The sequence below is a fragment of the Candidatus Krumholzibacteriota bacterium genome, assembly GCA_016931295.1.
GTDB lineage: Bacteria > Krumholzibacteriota > Krumholzibacteriia > Krumholzibacteriales > Krumholzibacteriaceae > JAFGEZ01.
The window spans coordinates 75031-90145 of the sequence record JAFGEZ010000003.1; the positions used below are offsets into that span (position 1 = coordinate 75031).

Consider the following 15115-nt stretch of genomic DNA (forward strand, 5'->3'; position numbering starts at 1 on the left):
CTAGTCGGTGTACGAGAACACGTAGACCCCGCCGCTGGCGCTCCCGAGGTAGACGAACCGTTCGTCCGCCCAGACGCCCCGGGCGTCGTCGACCGTCGCGTGCCGGGCGACCTCGACGGGGTGCGCCGGTTCGGAGACGTCGACCGCCACGATGCCGCCGGTGTGGCAGGCGGCGAAGAGCGTCTTCCCCCGGACGTGGATGTTCCGAACGAGGCCGCCCAGGTCGACCTCGCCGAGCAGGCGCGGCGCCGAGGGATCGGAGACGTCGATCGTCTTGAGCCCGTTGCCGCCGTCCGCGAGGTAGGCCGTCCCGCCGACGACGAAGACGTCGTCCACCCATCCCGGCGTGTCGATGCGCGAGAGATACTCGGGCGCGCCCTCTCCCGGCCGGTAGATGCGCATCCCGTCCCTGCCGTCGGCGAGGTAGAAGAGGCCGTTCTCGACATGTACACCCCTCACCTCCGAGAGTTCCCGCCGCCAGACCCGGGAGGGGCTCTCCGGAACGGCGACGTCGAAGATCTCCGCGCCCCCGAGGCCCCCCGCGACGTACGCCCGCACGCCGTCGAGGACGATGGCCGAGAGGAACCACGACGATGCGACGCGGCCGAGGAGCCGCGGCGCGCGGGGGTCGGACACGTCGATCGTCTTGAGCCCGTCGTTCCCGTCGCAGAGGACGAGCAGGTCGCCCTTCACCGCGACGTCGCGGGCGACGGTCGTCTGCAAATGGCCGATCCATTCGATCGAGCCGTCCTGGCCGATCTCGCCGATCCGCACGCCGTCCTCGCCGTTGGCGAGATAGAGGAGGCCGTTCGCCGTGACGAGGTCGATGGCGAAACCGCTCGTGTCGATACGGCCCGCGAAACGCGCCTCGCCGGCGGCGTTCCTTCGGAAGAACGCGCAGCCCTTCTTCCCGGCGACGGCCATGAATGCCCTCTCGGCGGCGACGAGGCGCGAGCACCCGAATCCGCGGCGGGTCCTGATCCTCGACAGCACGCCGCCCTCGGCCGGAAGGCCATCGAGTTTCAGCGGCCTGCCGGTCCGGGCGTTCGTCTCCGCCCGGAAGGGGACGTATTCGCCGGCCTTCGTGCAGACGAGTCCCTCCCGGCCGGCGAAGTCGAGATCGACCGCGCCCCGCACGGCGAGGGGCTCGAGCGAAACCGGGGAGGCCGGGTCGTCGATGCGCCACCTGGCGACGGTGCCGTCGACGAGAACGAGGTGCAGGATGTCGCCGCCGACGGCGACGTGGCGGATGTGTTCCGGGGAGACGATCTCGGCGACGGACGTCAATCCGCCGTTCGTTTCGACCCGGAAGATTCCGGCCGTGCCGGAGGAGGAGACGACGAGAAGGGAGCCGTGCCCCACGATGTCGTTCGCCGGCCCCATGCGCCGTTCGCCGAGCGGCGCGGGGGCGAAGGGGTCGGTGATGTCGAAGGTGAGGATCGATCCCGTCTCGTTCAGGAGGTAGAGGAACCCGCCGGCGATCTCGCACCGGGCCGCGCGTCTCGCGGGCCGCCGGGCAGCCACGCGCGGCCGCGACGGGTCGGCGAGATCGAGCACGCAGAGTCCGCCGCGCCCCGCGGCCACGTACACGGTCGATCCGACCGCGATGAGATTCCTCGGCATCCCGTCGAGAGGGAGCCACGCCGGCTCCTTCGTCGCGTCGGCGGTGTCGATGACGGCGATGCCCCCTCCCGTGGCGAGCGCGAATCCGCCGGGCACGAACGCGCCGGTCGCCGCCGGCCCCTGCATCAGCGAACGGGAGCGGAGGGTGAACTCGCCGGCGTTGCCGGGAACGGCCGAGGACGCGAGGGCGATGAAGATGACGGCGATGAGCGCCTTGCGCATGGTGGATCGTACCTCCTGTTGCGGTCCGGTCGGTCTGCTGCAGCCCCGAGAGTATGAAAATACCCGCGTCAAGGCAAGGTGTCTTGCGTCCGCCGCCGGCCCTCTGCTACAGTTGCGTCCTGTCCTCGGAGAAAGCGAGCGCATGCGCAACATACATCTCATCCGTCACGGCGAGTCGGTCTGGAACCGCGAGCGGCGGGCCCAGGGCACCTGTCCGGGCGTCTCGCTCAGCGACGCCGGTAGACGTCAGGCCAACGCTCTCGGACGCCGGCTGCGCTCTCTTCCATTCGATCACGTCTACAGCAGCGACGCGCTGCGTGCCCTCGAGACGGCACGGATCGCGCTGGGCGGCGGCCGGGAGCCGATCGTCCGGGGCGAGCTGCGCGAACTCGGCCTCGGCGACTGGGAGGGACGGCTCCTCGCCGAGATCCGGCGGGAGAGCCCCGGGGAGATCGACCGCTGGTACCGGCGCCCGACCACCGCCCGCATCGAGGGGGGCGAGGATATCCGCCGGTTCCGCGATCGCGTCGTCCGGGCCATCGATGCGATCGTCGAGGAGACCGCCCGGGGAGATGTCCTCGTCTTCACGCACGGCGGCGTGATCTCCTGCTACCTCACCGCCATCCTCGGCATGGACGTCGACGATCTCTGGGCCTTCTCGATCGGAAACACCTCGATCACCACGATCGTCCTCGATTTCCGGCCGCGCGTCTCGAGACTCGGCGGCACGTCGCATCTCGACGGCGGACGGTCCGGCTTCGACGGGATCATCCTTCCCGGCGACGACAGCGTGGCGGAAAACTGACCTCCGCGTCCTCCCACACCTCCGCCGGCTCCATCGACAGCTCGATCCCCGTTCCGGGAAAGCGCTCGCGGACGATCGCCGCGATCGTCCGGTAGAGTCTCACGCGCGCCGGGCGGTTGAGGCGCTCCTTGCCGTCGGCGTCGCGGATCCATTCGCCGCGCAAAACGGCGCTGCGGGGGCGGCGCCGCCGGACGACGTCGCGCAGCCCGAGCGGGAAGCGCAGGACGCCGATCTCGACCCGTTCCGGCCCGTCCGGCCCGAGCGCCCCGGCGACGAGGCCGACGAGCCGCCGGTAGTCGTTCTCCCGCGCGTACGCGGGGATCACCGGGTCGAGGCGGACGCCGACGCGCAGCCCCGCAGCCGCGGCGCGCCGCATCGCATCGAGGCGCGCCTCGAGGGGCGCGGTGCCGGGTTCCTCGCGACCGATCGCCTCGGCCGGCGTCATCGTCCAGGCGATGACGAGGTGGCGGCGCATGAGGGCGGCGAGCCGCGGGTCCGGCGGTTCGCTTCCGGCGGCGCCCGCCGCGGCCAGCAGGTGGTCGATCGACGCGCTCTTCGTCCTCGCGTCGAGGAGGGCGCCGGTGCCCTCGAGGAGGGGCAGGATATCGAGGGTCGTGCCCGTGACGGCGTCGAGGGCGAGGCTGTCGCCGAACTCGCCCGTCGTGAGGCGGATCAACGGATCGTCGCGGAGGGCGGCGCGTATCTCGTCGGCCATCCGGCCGGTGTCGGTGAAGACGGTCAGCCCGCTCGTCTCGAGATAGCTCTGCAGGTAGCAGTAGGCGCAGGAGAAGGGGCAGCCGACGAGCGGCACGACGTATCTTTCTCCGCAGGGCGGCGCCTTCTCGGGGAGGCGGAAGGTCTTGACGAACGCCCCGCGCCGGCGCGACAGGGCGAGCGTTCCCGGCGGCGGTCCCCCCGCGGGCGCCTCGCCGGCGAGGACTTGCGCGGGAACGCCGGGCAGCCGGCCGCGCACGCGCTCGACGAGCACGTCCGAGGCCGCCTCGGCCGCGATGACGATCATCTCGATCTTCACGGGCATCTCAGTATTCGACCCAGCCGCCGCGGCGCAGCCATCGGATCGTGTCGCCGGCGAAAAGGTAGACGAGGACGATGCCGCCGATGAATCCGCCGATGTGGGCGAACCACGCGACGCCGCCGCCCTGCATCTCGCCGAGCGAGGCGATGCCGTAGAAGAGCTGGATGACGAACCAGAAGACGATGATGACGTAGGCCGGCACGACGGTCAGGCGGATGAAGATGAAAAGGAACATCAGCGTGAGGACGCGCGCGTGCGGAAAGGCGACCAGGTAGGCGCCGAGAATGCCCGCGATCGCGCCGCTCGCCCCGATCGTCGGGATCGTCGACGACGGGTCGGAGAGGATGTGCAGGGCGTGGGCCGCCAGGCCGCAGAGAAGGTAGAAGAGGATGTACTTCGTCGGGCCGAGGATGTCCTCGACGTTGTTCCCGAAGATCCACAGGTAGAGCATGTTCGATGCGAGGTGCAGCAGCCCGCCGTGCATGAACATCGAGGTGAGGAGGGTGAGGCCGATGACGGCCGGCCCCTCCTGGTGGGTCATCCCCCCGCCGATGCGGAGGCCGACGAGGTCGGTCCAGTGCGTGATCTCGAAGGGGGTCGCCCCGAGCGAGGCGACGACCGAGTTGTACCCGACCGATCCGAGCGAGCGCATGTAGAGGTAGACGAGGACGTTGATCGCGATGAGGGCGATCGTCACGAACGGCGTCCGACGGGTCGGATTGATATCCTTCAGCGGCAGGAACATACCGGTAATCTAGCGGACCGGGCCGTGCGGGGAAAGCGAATTAACCGGGGATGCGCAGGCACACCTTGAAGGCGTCTTGCCGCCGCGTCCGCCGGAAGGCCGTCTCGAAGCGGTCGAGCGGGTAGACGGCGGTGATGAATGGCAAGACCGCCACCTCGCGCATCGCGACGAGGCGCAGGGCGGTGTCGAAGGGGCCGCAGCGGGAGCCGATCACCGTGATCTCGTCGACGACGAGCGGCGAGGGATTCCAGCGCACCGGGGCGGCGACGGTGGATTTCATCACGATCGTCCCGCGCGGCCGCACGAGGGCGGCCGCGGCGGGGAGCCCGCCGAGGCTCCCCGTGCATTCGACGACGACGTCGAATGCGTGCGCGTCTCCGGGCCGTTCGCCGGTCTTCCGCGCCCTGAGGCCGATCGACCGCAAGGCGGACATCTTCGCCTCGTTCATGCCGAAGACGGTCAGGTGCCGGCTCCGAAGGGAGAGGACCTGGGCCGCCAAGGCGGCGAGGCGCCCGTCGCCGAGGACCGCCACGCGGTCGGTGGCGGCGATCCGCGCGCGAACGGGGATCTCGCAGGCGGCGGCGAGGAGCTCGGTGAAGACCGCCTCCTCGTCGGCGACCTCGTCGGGGACGCGATGGAGGTTGGCCTCGGGGAGGGCGAGGTACTCGGCGAAGGCGCCGTCGCGCCCGTCGATCCCGAGGGTCGTGCGCCGGGTGCAGTGCTTGCCGAGCCCGCGCCGGCACAGCGAGCACCGGTTGCACGGGACGTTGATCTCGCCGACGACGCGCCTGCCGACGAGCGCGCGCGTCGGGGCCTCGACGACCTCGCCGACGAATTCATGGCCGGGGATGCCGGTGAAGCCCATGTACCCGCGGAGGATCTCGAGATCGGTCGAGCAGATGCCGGCGAGGCGGACGCGCACGAGGGCTTCCCCCCGTTTCCGGCGCGGCCGGGGCCGTGAGCAGAGTCGCAGCGTCGTTCCGTCGAAAAGCAGGGCTTTCATCGCCGTCGGGCCGCGGCGGGCCCGCTTCCTCCTTGCGTCACTCCCGACGGACAGGGTACCTTCATGGACGGGGGGGCGCAAGGACGAACACGGGCACTACCGGCCGGGAGGCGACGATGACGGAGCGGCAATACCTGATCGACGAATTCAACCTGCAGGACGCATGGCGCCTGTTCCGCATCCTCGCGGAGTTCGTGGAGGGATTCGACACGATGGCGACGGTGCCGCCGGCGGTGACCGTCTTCGGCTCGGCGAGGGCGGTGGAGGGGGAAGCGGCGTACGACAATGCCCGCGAGCTCTGCCGGCGCCTGGCGGCGGGCGGATGCTCGATCGTCACCGGCGGCGGCCCCGGCGTGATGGAGGCGGCCAACCGCGGCGCCCAGGAGGGGGGCGGGCTCTCGGTCGGCCTCAACATCGAGCTGCCCTTCGAACAGCGGCCGAATCCCTACATCGACAAGCTGATCAGCTTCCGCTACTTCTTCGTCCGCAAGGTGATGTTCGTCAAGTACGCGATGGCCTTCATCATCTTTCCCGGCGGCTTCGGGACGATGGACGAGCTCTTCGAGTCGCTCACGCTCATACAGACGCACAAGATCAAGCCCTTCCCGGTCTACATGATCGGCCGCGAGTTCTGGTCGGGGCTCATCGACTGGATGAGCGAGCGGATGCTCGCGGAGAACAGGATACTCCCCGAGGACATGGAGCTCATCCACCTCGTCGATTCGCTCGACGAGGTGGAGCAGGCCGTCATCGGCCGGCAGAGGATGATGGCGTCGGAGGAATGATTTGCCCGCCTCACGAGGCGAGATAGGCTCCCGCGAGGCAGATCCCCGTTAACAGGTGGCAGAGGATCGTCGCGGCGTTCGCCGGCGCGAGCGCCGCGGTTTCCGCGTGGTGGCGGCGCGCCGTCAGGGCCGCGCGGAGGGCGAGCGGCGCGGGGGCGAGGGCGACGAGGGCGAGCGGGGGCATGATGCCGGCTGCGACGCCGATCGCGATCGACAGGAAGGCGAGCGCCGCCGTCGCCGCGTACAGGACGGCGCCGCGGCGCGTTCCCAGACGCACGATCAGCGTCCGCTTCCCGGCGGATTCGTCGGCCTGCGAGTCCTGGAACTCGTTGATCAGGATGATGTCGGCGACGAGGAATGCCAGCGGCAGCGAGGCGACGGCGCTCTCGGCGGTGATCCGGCCCGTCTGGACGAAGTAGGCGCCGATCACGACCAGGAGGCCGAAATCGATGCCGACGACGAGCTCGCCGAGGCCGCGGTGGGCGAGGCGGAGCGGTGGCGCCGTGTAGAACCAGCCCGAGAGGAGTCCCGCCGCGCCGAGGAGGAGGATCGCCGGTCCGCGGGCGGCGACGAGGACCGCCCCGACCGCGGCGGCGGCGGCGGAGAGGAGGATCGCGGCGAGGAGAACGGCGCGCGGCGACAGGAGCCCGTCCTGGATGAGCCTGCTACCCCCGGTGAAGGGACGCACGAAACGGACGTTCATTCCGTCCGTGCCCGAGCGGTGGTCGAAATAGTCGTTGGCGACGTTCGCGGCGAGCTGGAGAAGGGCCGCTCCGGCGAGGGTGAGGAGGAGGAGGCCCGCATCGAGTCGCCCCGTGTCGTGGCGGGCGATCGCCGCGCCGACGAGGACGGGCGCGATCGTCGCGGTGAGAAACGCGGCCCGGACCTCCCGGAGCCACGGGAACGGGGCGGACACCGGCTACCTCCCGATCAGCTGCTGCTGCGACCGTCGGAGTATATCGGCGGCGCTCGCCGGAGTAAACCCCTCCCCGTGAAAAAAGACGGGGCCGGTCGAAACCGGCCCCGTCTCCCCTGAACCGGGGTGCGCACGTCGTTCGGACACCCCAGGATCCTTGTCCCTGACACCAGCCCGTGCGGTCGTTCGAGGGACGTTTACCAGACGCTCTTGCCCCAGACGCTCTTGCCCATGGTGAGCAGAAGGGCGACGACCAGCGCGATGTTCGTGAAGTGCAGCATTTCCGTACCCCCTTGTTCCGTGTTGTTTCCGATGACTGCGGACAGTGACTTGTAATAGCAGGCGACGTGCCAGAATGCCCGATCGTTCCGCATTGTTTCTTTTGGTGCGTATCTCATTCAATAGCAATGGAATACAGCTACGGTCCGCGGCGATTGCACCCCGTGTGCGGGCCCGCCTTTCTGCAGAAGTGTAAACAATAGTTTACAGTTATTCGGAAATCGGCGTAACATGTGTCAATTCATACGATTTGATAGTAAACATATATTTACTATACTGTAAGCGAAATTTTACATTTTGGGGGTCAGGAACGCGGCGGCCGCCTGCGCCCGATCCGGGCGAGGAGATCGAGCAGCCAGAGGGCGATGCGGACGTGCCGGACGCCGGCGCGCGGCTCGAGCGCGGTTTGCGCACGGTCGAGGTCGGCCCCGGCGAGCAGGTTCGTTCTGATGGCGAAAACCAGGTAGAGGCATCCGCCGCCGACGATGATCGCGGGAAAGCGGAGAGCCGGACCGGCGCCTCGCAGCAGCCAGCCGATACCGGGGAAGACGGCCGAGAGGAGGGCGGCGTGCAGGAAGGGGCCGACGGGAACGCGGGTGCCCGAGACCCGGTGCTGCATCGACTGCAGGAGGATCGCGAGCATCACGAAGGTCGAGAGGGTCGCGATCGCCGCTCCCTCGATGCCGAGGCGCGGGATGAGGAGCCGGTTGCCGGCGAAGTTCCAGGCCGCCGCGAAGGCGTACGCGGCCGCCGCCATTCGGCCGCGGCCGTAGGCCACGAGAACGGCCCAGCCGACGCGGCAGAAGAGGATGATCCCGCCGATGTAGACGAGGATCTCGATGACGCCGACCGAGGGGAGGTACTTCCGCAGGAGGAGGGAGAAGATGTCGCCGGCGAGCGCGAGCAGAAGCGCGCTCAGGGGGACGAGGACGAGGAATCCGATCCGCGAGGTGCCGAGGACCTGCCGCTCGAAGGCGCGGCGGTCGCCCGCGGCGAGCGCCGCCGTCAGCGAGGGGACGAGGGCGAGCCCCGCGGTCGACGCGATCATCGTGAGGGCCGTGATGACGAGCGCGGCCATCGTGTAGAAGGCGAAGAGCTCGACGGGGAGGTAGAACTGGACCATGAGACGGTCGATCGTGTTGATGAGATTCCAGCTGATGTCGGCGAGGAAGAAGGGAAGCCCGAATGTCGCCACCTCGCGCATCCCCCTGAAAAGCGGTCCCACGCGGTCGCCGAGACCGCGGAGGATCCGCCGGTGGAAGAAGGCGGCGAAGACGATCGCCCCGAGGAGTTCCGCGGCGAGGAAGGCCGCGATGACGTGCACGGGGTCGCGGCGCCAGAGGACGACGCCGAGGGGAAGAAGGAAGACGAGCAGGCCGTGGACGAGGGTCAGCGCCCCGCGCAGCTTTCCCCGCTGCACGGCGAGGTAGGCGGCCGCATAGAAGAGGTTGACCGCGAGGAAGGGGATGATCGCCGCGTAGACGCGGATGGGGAGTATCGCGTCGGGACGGTGCGCGAAATGCAGGGCGATCGGCCGCGAGAAGACGACGAGGAGGATGCACCAGATGAATCCCAGCCCGAGCGTCAGCGCCTCGGTCGACCGGAAGATCATGCGGGCCAGGTCGGCGCGGCCCCGCTGCCGGTATGCGGGGACGAGGCGCACGACCCCCGTGTTGAACCCGATGTTGGAGAGCATGCGGAGGATGTCGACGAAGGGCGCGGGGATGTTGAGGACCCCGTAGAGCGTGGGCCCGAGGAGCCGCCCGAGGACGATGCCGCGGATCGATTTCAGCCCGAGGACGACGATCCGGGAGGCGGAGATGAAGAAGGTGTCCGAGACGACCTTCGCGGTGGAGAGATCGACGGGTCCTCTCGTTCGGTCCATTCCTCCCCCAACGCGGCGGCCTATTTCCGGTAGCGGCCGATGAACGCCTCGACCTCGGGGATCCCCCCCTGGAAGATGAGGTAGCCGTTGTGCGGTTCGCGCTCGGTGATCTCGCCTGCGATCGGCGTGAGCATGATCCGCTTGACCTCCTCGCGGTCGTGGCTCTGGCCGAGGGCCCAGCCGAGCTTGACGTAGGCGACCTCGGGAAGCATGTTCGCCCCCGGGATCACGCCGAGGTCCATGATGTCGCGGCCGGTGTCGTAGACGTACATCTGGACGTATCCCCAGAGCGTCTGCACGGTCATGTAGATGTGGATCCCCTGCGCGCATGCCCGGCCGAGCGGCTCGTAGAGCGGCTTGTTGACGTGGCCGAGCCCCGTTCCGGCGATGACGATCCCCTTGTAGCCGTTGTCGATCAGCGCCTCGATGATGTCGGGCTTCATGTTCGGATAGTAGTAGACGATCGCCACGCGGTCGTCGAAGGCGGTGTTGATCGTCACGTTCCGGTCGTTGCGGCGCCGCTTGAAATCCTCGCGGAGATGCGTGAACTTCCCGCGGTCGACGGTCGCCAGCGGGATGTCGCCGATCGTCCGGAAGGTCGAGCGGTACGAGGAGTGCATCTTCCGCACGCGGGTGCCCCGGTGGAGCAGCCCGTACTCGTCGCTCGTCGGGCCGAACATGCAGACCATCACCTCGGCGATATCCGATTCGGCCGCCGTCCGCGTCGCGTGGATCAGGTTCAGGGCGGCGTCGCTCGAGGGCCGGTCGCTCGAGCGCTGCGAGCCGACCATGACGATCGGCACCGGCGAGTCCTGCACCATGAACGAGAGGATCGCCGCCGTGTGGTGCATCGTGTCGGTGCCGTGGCCGATCACGATGCCGTCGATGCCCTTCTCGATCTCGCGGCCGATCGCCTCGGCCGTTCCGCGCCACTGCTCGGGCCCCATGTTCTCGCTGAAGACCCCGTAGAGCTTCTCCGTGTCGAGATTGCAGATGTCGGCGAGTTCCGGCACGGAGCCGTAGAGCTCGCCGGGGGAGAAGGCCGGTATGACGGCGCCGGTCCGGTAGTCGAGACGGGAGGCGATGGTGCCGCCCGTGCCGAGGAGTTTCACGTTCGGCTTGCGCGGATCGGTGGGGAAGGCCTTCTCGGGGATCTTGTAGTGGGCTTCCTTGCGGCCGATCTCCTTGACCGCGCCGATCGTGTCCACGAGGAGACCGACGTTGTATCCATTGCGCAGCTTGAGGACGATATGGCGGTCGTCGGCGCTCTCTGACCGGGGAAGAATGATGCCGGTGAAATCTCCCCTCGTCGACGAGACCTCGACGTCGTACCAGACGCCCACCTCGAAGCGTTTCAGCGCCTCGAGCGCATCGCCCCGGTAGCCCTTGTAGATGTCGGAGGACAGCGCGCACCTCCCTGCAGGTAGTCCTTGTGAATGAAGACGTTCCGGCCGACGATCGCGGGATCGCTCCGTCGGCGGGGCGGGCGGCGGCCGGCGGCCGGAATCGGCTCAGGTCAATATACCCCATGCCCCGAAGGCGGCAAAGGGAAAAGCGGTAAAGATACAGGCGGTTCGGCCGGAGTGGCACACGAACGGAGCGTGCTTGTCTCGGCCGGAGCGCCCCGGGAGCGGGGCGAGGGAAATCACCGCAACGCCGACATGAACCGCCGGGCGGCCGCGGCGGCCGCCGACGGCACGAACCGCTCGCCGAAGTGCGCGAGGATGTGCCCCGTGTAGAAGCGGTGCAGCTTGTCGGGCGCCAGCGCCGGCGGCTCGAGGATCGAGAGGAGGGCGGCGATCTCCTCGTCGCCGGGCGCCTCGGCGCCGGCCAGGTCCGCCGCGATCCCGGCGGCCGCCGACGGATCCCCCTTCGATCTCGCGACGAGATCGCCGAGCAGCTCCGCGGCGAGGCCCGCGGCCTCCCCCGCGACGATCGTCTCGACGAGGCCGCTGTCGGAAAGGGCCGCGGTCGCTCCCGTCCGGCGCAGGTGGCGCAGCTTCCCGGTGAGGAACGCGGCCAGCGCGGCCGGCTCGTAGGCGGTCTTCCCGCACAATTCGTCGAAGAGGTTTCGCTCGGGCGCATGGCCCATGAGCGCGGCGAGATCGGGTGACAGGCCGAGCTCGACGTAGCGCGCCGCGCGGTCCCAGGGCCGCTCGGGGCTTCCGGCCCGGATCCGCTCGATGCGATCGGCGGTGATCGCGATCGGCGGCAGATCGGTGTCCGGGTACATCCGGTCGGGACCGGGGAGGATCCGTTCGAAGCCCGTGGTGCCGTCGGAGGCCGCGCGGCGCGTCTCGTTGACGACGCCGTCGATCGCCTCGCGCGCCCGTATCGCGATCTCCCCAACCGCCGTCTCGACGTCCCGCTCGCCGCCCCACACGACGACGACCGCGTCCCGCTCGCCGGCGTTCACCGCCTTCTTGATCTTCATCCACTCGCCGCTCGAGAAGTTCTCGCCCTCCGCGTCGGAGTGCACGATGTTCGGCAGGCGGTCCAGGCAGGCGATCACGCGCACGCGGTCGGAGATCTCCCGCGCGAAGATCGTCTCGGGCTGCGTCTTCGTGGAGAGGATCCCGCGGTAGCCCCGGAGCGCGACGGCGCGGACGACGTGGCCGTTCCGCAGCGCCCGGGCGACGGGGCCGTACAGCGTGCCGCGCAGGTTGTCGGTCACGTCGGCGTCGTCGGCGCGGAAGCCGTCGCCGGTGATCCCGCGGCGGGAGAGCTCGGCCTTGATGTCGAGGAGCGCGAGCTGGCGGAAGGCCTCGATGTGGACGAGGAGGGGGATCGCCGGGATGCGCGGCACGCCCTTGATCTCCACCCGCACGCCTCCCGCGACGGAGACGTTCACGTCCTGCCGGGCCGCGCCGATCCCCGTGCGGACCTTGCCGGTCGAGCGGACGAGCCAGCGGAGGATCTGGGCGACGTCGGCCACCTCCCGCGGCGTGTGCATCTCGGGATAGGTCACCGTCTCGATCAGGGGGATGCCGAGGCGGTCGGTCCGGTAGACGCGCAGATGCCCCGTGTCGCTCACCTCGCGGCAGGCGTCCTCCTCGAGGCCGAGCTGGACGATGCCGATCCGGCGATCCCCGTAGGGGATCCAGCCGTCGACGCCGAGGATCGTCGTCCGCTGGAAGCCCGTCGGGATCGAGCCGTCGAGGTACTGCTTGCGGGCGATGTGGACCTCGCTCACCAGGGCGCAGTTGAGGAGCATCGTCACCTCGAGCGCGATGTCGAGCGCCTGCTCGTTGAGCTCGAATGGCGGCGTGTCGTCCATCTCGTAGGTGCAGACCGTCTCCTTGTTTATCTGGTAGACGATCTCCTTCTTCGTCTTGAATTCCATCAGGGCCGTGCCGTCGTACTCGCCGAGCTCCGAGAGTGTCGGACGCATGTGGCGGAGGATCTCGGCGTGGAACTCGTCGGAGTAGGGACGGAGGGGGCAGCGGCAGAAGAGCTTCTTCTCCGTGGCGAGTTGCTGGTGGATCTCGATGCCGCTCTTCAGCCCCATCGAGGCGTAGTCCTCGGGGGTCGTCTCTTCCATCTTCCGGTACACGGCCACGCGGCGTTCCTCCCTGGCGATCGGGTCAGCAGTCGAGGTACATCTTGATCTCGAGCGGATGCGTGCGGTTGCGCACCGCCATCACGTCGCGCTCGCGTTTCAGGCGGATCCAGTCGGCGACGAGTTCGGCGCTGAAGACGTCGCCGGCGAGCAGGAACCCGTGGTCGGCCTCGAGGGCGTCCAGCGCCTCCTCGAGGGAGCCGGGAAGGGCGGCGATGCGGCCGCGTTCCTCCGGGTCCATGTCGAACATGTTCACGTCGTAGGGGCCGAAGCCGAGTTTTCCGGGATCGAGTTTCCGGCGGATGCCGTCGATCCCCGCCATCAGCTGCGCGGCCATCGCGAGGTAGCTGTTGCACGTCGCGTCCGGGGGACGGAACTCGATCCGCTTGGAGGCGGGGCTGTTGGCGTACTTCGGTATCCGGATCGCCGCCGAACGGTTCGCCAGCGAGTAGAAGGAGTGTACCGGCGCCTCGAAACCCGGAATGAGCCGCTTGTAGGAATTCGTCGAGGGGTTGGTCAGGGCGAGCAGCGCCGGGGCGTGGACGAGCAGCCCTGCGACGTAGCGGCGGGCGAGCACGCTGAGGCCGCCGTACCCCTTCGCGTCCCAGAAGAGCGGCTTGCCGGACTTGAAGAGGTGCTGGTGGAAATGCATGCCGCTTCCCGCCTCGCCGTGGACCGGTTTCGGCATGAACGTGGCCGTCTTTCCCGCCTGGTGCGCCGTCATGCGCGCGAAGTACCGCACCATCATCGAGATGTCGGCCGAGCGCGTGAGCGTGTCGAACGCGGTCTCTATCTCGACCTGCCCGTGGCCGCCCACCTCGTGATGGTGATAGATCACGCGGACCCCGGCATCCTCGAGCAGGGTGACCGTGCGGTCGCGGATATCGGCGAGGCTGTCTCCCGGGGGAAGGGCGTGGTAGCCGCCGAAGGGCAACAGGCCGACGCGGCCGTCGCCGTCCCCCTCGGCCGGCGAGATCTCGTAGCCGAGGCCGAGGTTCGTGTCGCCCATGGCGACCTCGTCGAAGATGTAGTACTCGAATTCGGGCCCCCACATGGAGCGGTCGGCGATGCGGGTCGAGCGGAGGTAGGTTTCCGCATGTTCCGCGATGCCCCGCGGATCGCGCGAGAACGCCTTTTTCGTATCGGCCTCGACAATGCGGCAGAGGAAGGAGATCGTCGGCTCTTCCCGGAAGGGATCGACGAATCCCGTCGCGATGTCGGGGACGAGCGAGAGGTCGCCCGCCTCGAGGCTCTTCATGCCGGGGAAATTCGAGCCATCGAAGCCGAGGCCGTTCGTGAAGAGCGTTTTGCCGACACCGGAGGCGGGAAGGGTCAGGTGATGCCAACGGCCGAAGAGATCGGTGAACTTGAGGTCGATATGCCTGATGTCGCGGGCGCCGATCGTCCGCTTGAGTTGCGCGATCGAGGAAAAGATGGCCAACCTCCTTGCGGCAGCGTGATTACGCTTTATCTGAAAGCGCGTAACCATATGTACGCGCGGCCTTCCAATATAGCGGACAAATATCGACACTTCAAGCGATTATTGCCGCCGCCGGCGCTGCCCGGGGGGACATTTCGCGTTGACAATCCGGGCCGGCGCTGGCAGGGTATGTCGAAACCCTGTCCGGGAGGAACAGATGAGCGAACAGAAGGTCATGAACCGCTGGATCGTCGTCGTCGGGGCGATCCTGATCCAGCTCTGTCTCGGCGCGATCTACGCGTGGAGCGTCTTCACCAAGCAGATCACCATCCCCGTCGCCGACGGGGGGCTCTACGGGTTCTCGACGAAGCAGGCCATGGGCGTCTTCTCGGCGGGCCTGGTCACCTTCGCCGTCGTCATGGTCCTCGCCGGGCGGCTCCAGGCGCGGATCGGCCCGCGGCCCGTCGCCGTCCTCGGCGGGATCGTCCTCGGCGCCGGCTACGTCCTCGGCGCCTTCCTCGGCGGATCGTTCACCGCGCAGCTCGTCTGCATCGGCATCGTCGGGGGCGCCGGGATCGGCCTCGCCTACGTCGTGCCGATCGCCGTGGGCGTGAAGTGGTTCCCCGACAAGAAGGGGATGATCTCGGGCCTCGCCGTCGCCGGGTTCGGTTTCGGCGCGACGCTGTGGGTGAAGCTCGCCGGCTCCTGGTTCGGCGGCCTCCTCAACACGACGAGTTTCTTCGGCCTGCCCGGCGTGCAGAGCGTCTTCTTCATCTACGGGATCGTCTTCCTCCTTCTCGTCCTGATCGGCGCCACGGTCATGGTCAACCCGCCCGC

13 protein-coding genes are annotated in these 15115 nt (G+C 68.6%); 3 read left to right on the forward strand and 10 right to left on the reverse strand.

Going from position 1 to position 15115, the window contains the following annotated elements:
* A complete protein-coding gene (locus JW876_01520) occupies positions 1 to 1845 on the reverse strand; it encodes a hypothetical protein (GenBank protein ID MBN1884186.1) in 1845 nt (614 codons plus the stop codon).
* Between the two features lie 142 nt (positions 1846 to 1987).
* Here JW876_01520 and JW876_01525 point away from each other — a divergent pair, with 142 nt between their 5' ends.
* Entirely contained in the window at positions 1988 to 2650 is a 663-nt protein-coding gene (locus tag JW876_01525; protein MBN1884187.1) for a histidine phosphatase family protein, read from the forward strand.
* Here JW876_01525 and JW876_01530 read toward each other — a convergent pair.
* From JW876_01530 to JW876_01540, 3 genes are read right to left on the reverse strand one after another with little or no spacing between them, the layout of a single operon-like run.
* A complete protein-coding gene (locus tag JW876_01530; GenBank protein ID MBN1884188.1) occupies positions 2613 to 3689 on the reverse strand; it encodes a hypothetical protein in 1077 nt (358 codons plus the stop codon). The genes JW876_01525 and JW876_01530 overlap by 38 nt on opposite strands.
* Before the next feature lies 1 nt (position 3690).
* Positions 3691 to 4431 (reverse strand): rhomboid family intramembrane serine protease, encoded by a 741-nt coding sequence (locus JW876_01535; protein MBN1884189.1) that lies wholly within the window; start codon positions 4429 to 4431, stop codon positions 3691 to 3693.
* A 40-nt stretch (positions 4432 to 4471) separates the two neighbouring features.
* The gene (locus tag JW876_01540) at positions 4472 to 5434 is read right to left on the reverse strand and encodes an alcohol dehydrogenase catalytic domain-containing protein (GenBank protein ID MBN1884190.1); all 963 of its coding nucleotides are present in this window, start codon (positions 5432 to 5434) and stop codon (positions 4472 to 4474) included.
* A gap of 116 nt (positions 5435 to 5550) precedes the next feature.
* On the opposite strand from JW876_01540, the gene JW876_01545 reads away from it, so the two are divergent.
* Entirely contained in the window at positions 5551 to 6219 is a 669-nt protein-coding gene (locus JW876_01545; GenBank protein ID MBN1884191.1) for a TIGR00730 family Rossman fold protein, read from the forward strand.
* Between the two features lie 10 nt (positions 6220 to 6229).
* Here the strand turns inward: JW876_01545 and menA are convergent, their stop codons facing one another.
* The 6 genes from menA to glnA form a co-directional block, all read right to left on the reverse strand.
* Positions 6230 to 7135 carry a 1,4-dihydroxy-2-naphthoate octaprenyltransferase gene (gene menA / locus JW876_01550; GenBank protein MBN1884192.1) on the reverse strand — a complete coding sequence of 302 codons (906 nt, stop codon included), beginning with the start codon at positions 7133 to 7135 and terminating at the stop codon, positions 6230 to 6232.
* Positions 7136 to 7332: 197 nt separating this feature from the next.
* Complete coding sequence (locus tag JW876_01555; protein ID MBN1884193.1) at positions 7333 to 7509, reverse strand: hypothetical protein; 177 nt, start codon at positions 7507 to 7509, stop codon at positions 7333 to 7335.
* Positions 7510 to 7718: 209 nt separating this feature from the next.
* The gene (locus JW876_01560) at positions 7719 to 9299 is read right to left on the reverse strand and encodes an oligosaccharide flippase family protein (protein MBN1884194.1); all 1581 of its coding nucleotides are present in this window, start codon (positions 9297 to 9299) and stop codon (positions 7719 to 7721) included.
* Positions 9300 to 9319: 20 nt separating this feature from the next.
* Complete coding sequence (gene gatD / locus JW876_01565; GenBank protein ID MBN1884195.1) at positions 9320 to 10705, reverse strand: Glu-tRNA(Gln) amidotransferase subunit GatD; 1386 nt, start codon at positions 10703 to 10705, stop codon at positions 9320 to 9322.
* A gap of 239 nt (positions 10706 to 10944) precedes the next feature.
* Positions 10945 to 12858, reverse strand: coding sequence for a Glu-tRNA(Gln) amidotransferase subunit GatE (gene gatE, locus JW876_01570; protein ID MBN1884196.1), 1914 nt, complete (start codon positions 12856 to 12858; stop codon positions 10945 to 10947).
* A gap of 25 nt (positions 12859 to 12883) precedes the next feature.
* Positions 12884 to 14347, reverse strand: a complete 1464-nt coding sequence (gene glnA, locus JW876_01575; GenBank protein ID MBN1884197.1) for a type I glutamate--ammonia ligase — start codon at positions 14345 to 14347, stop codon at positions 12884 to 12886.
* Positions 14348 to 14495: 148 nt separating this feature from the next.
* Here glnA and JW876_01580 point away from each other — a divergent pair.
* Positions 14496 to 15115: MFS transporter (locus JW876_01580; protein ID MBN1884198.1), on the forward strand; the 620-nt coding region annotated here is incomplete at its 3' end.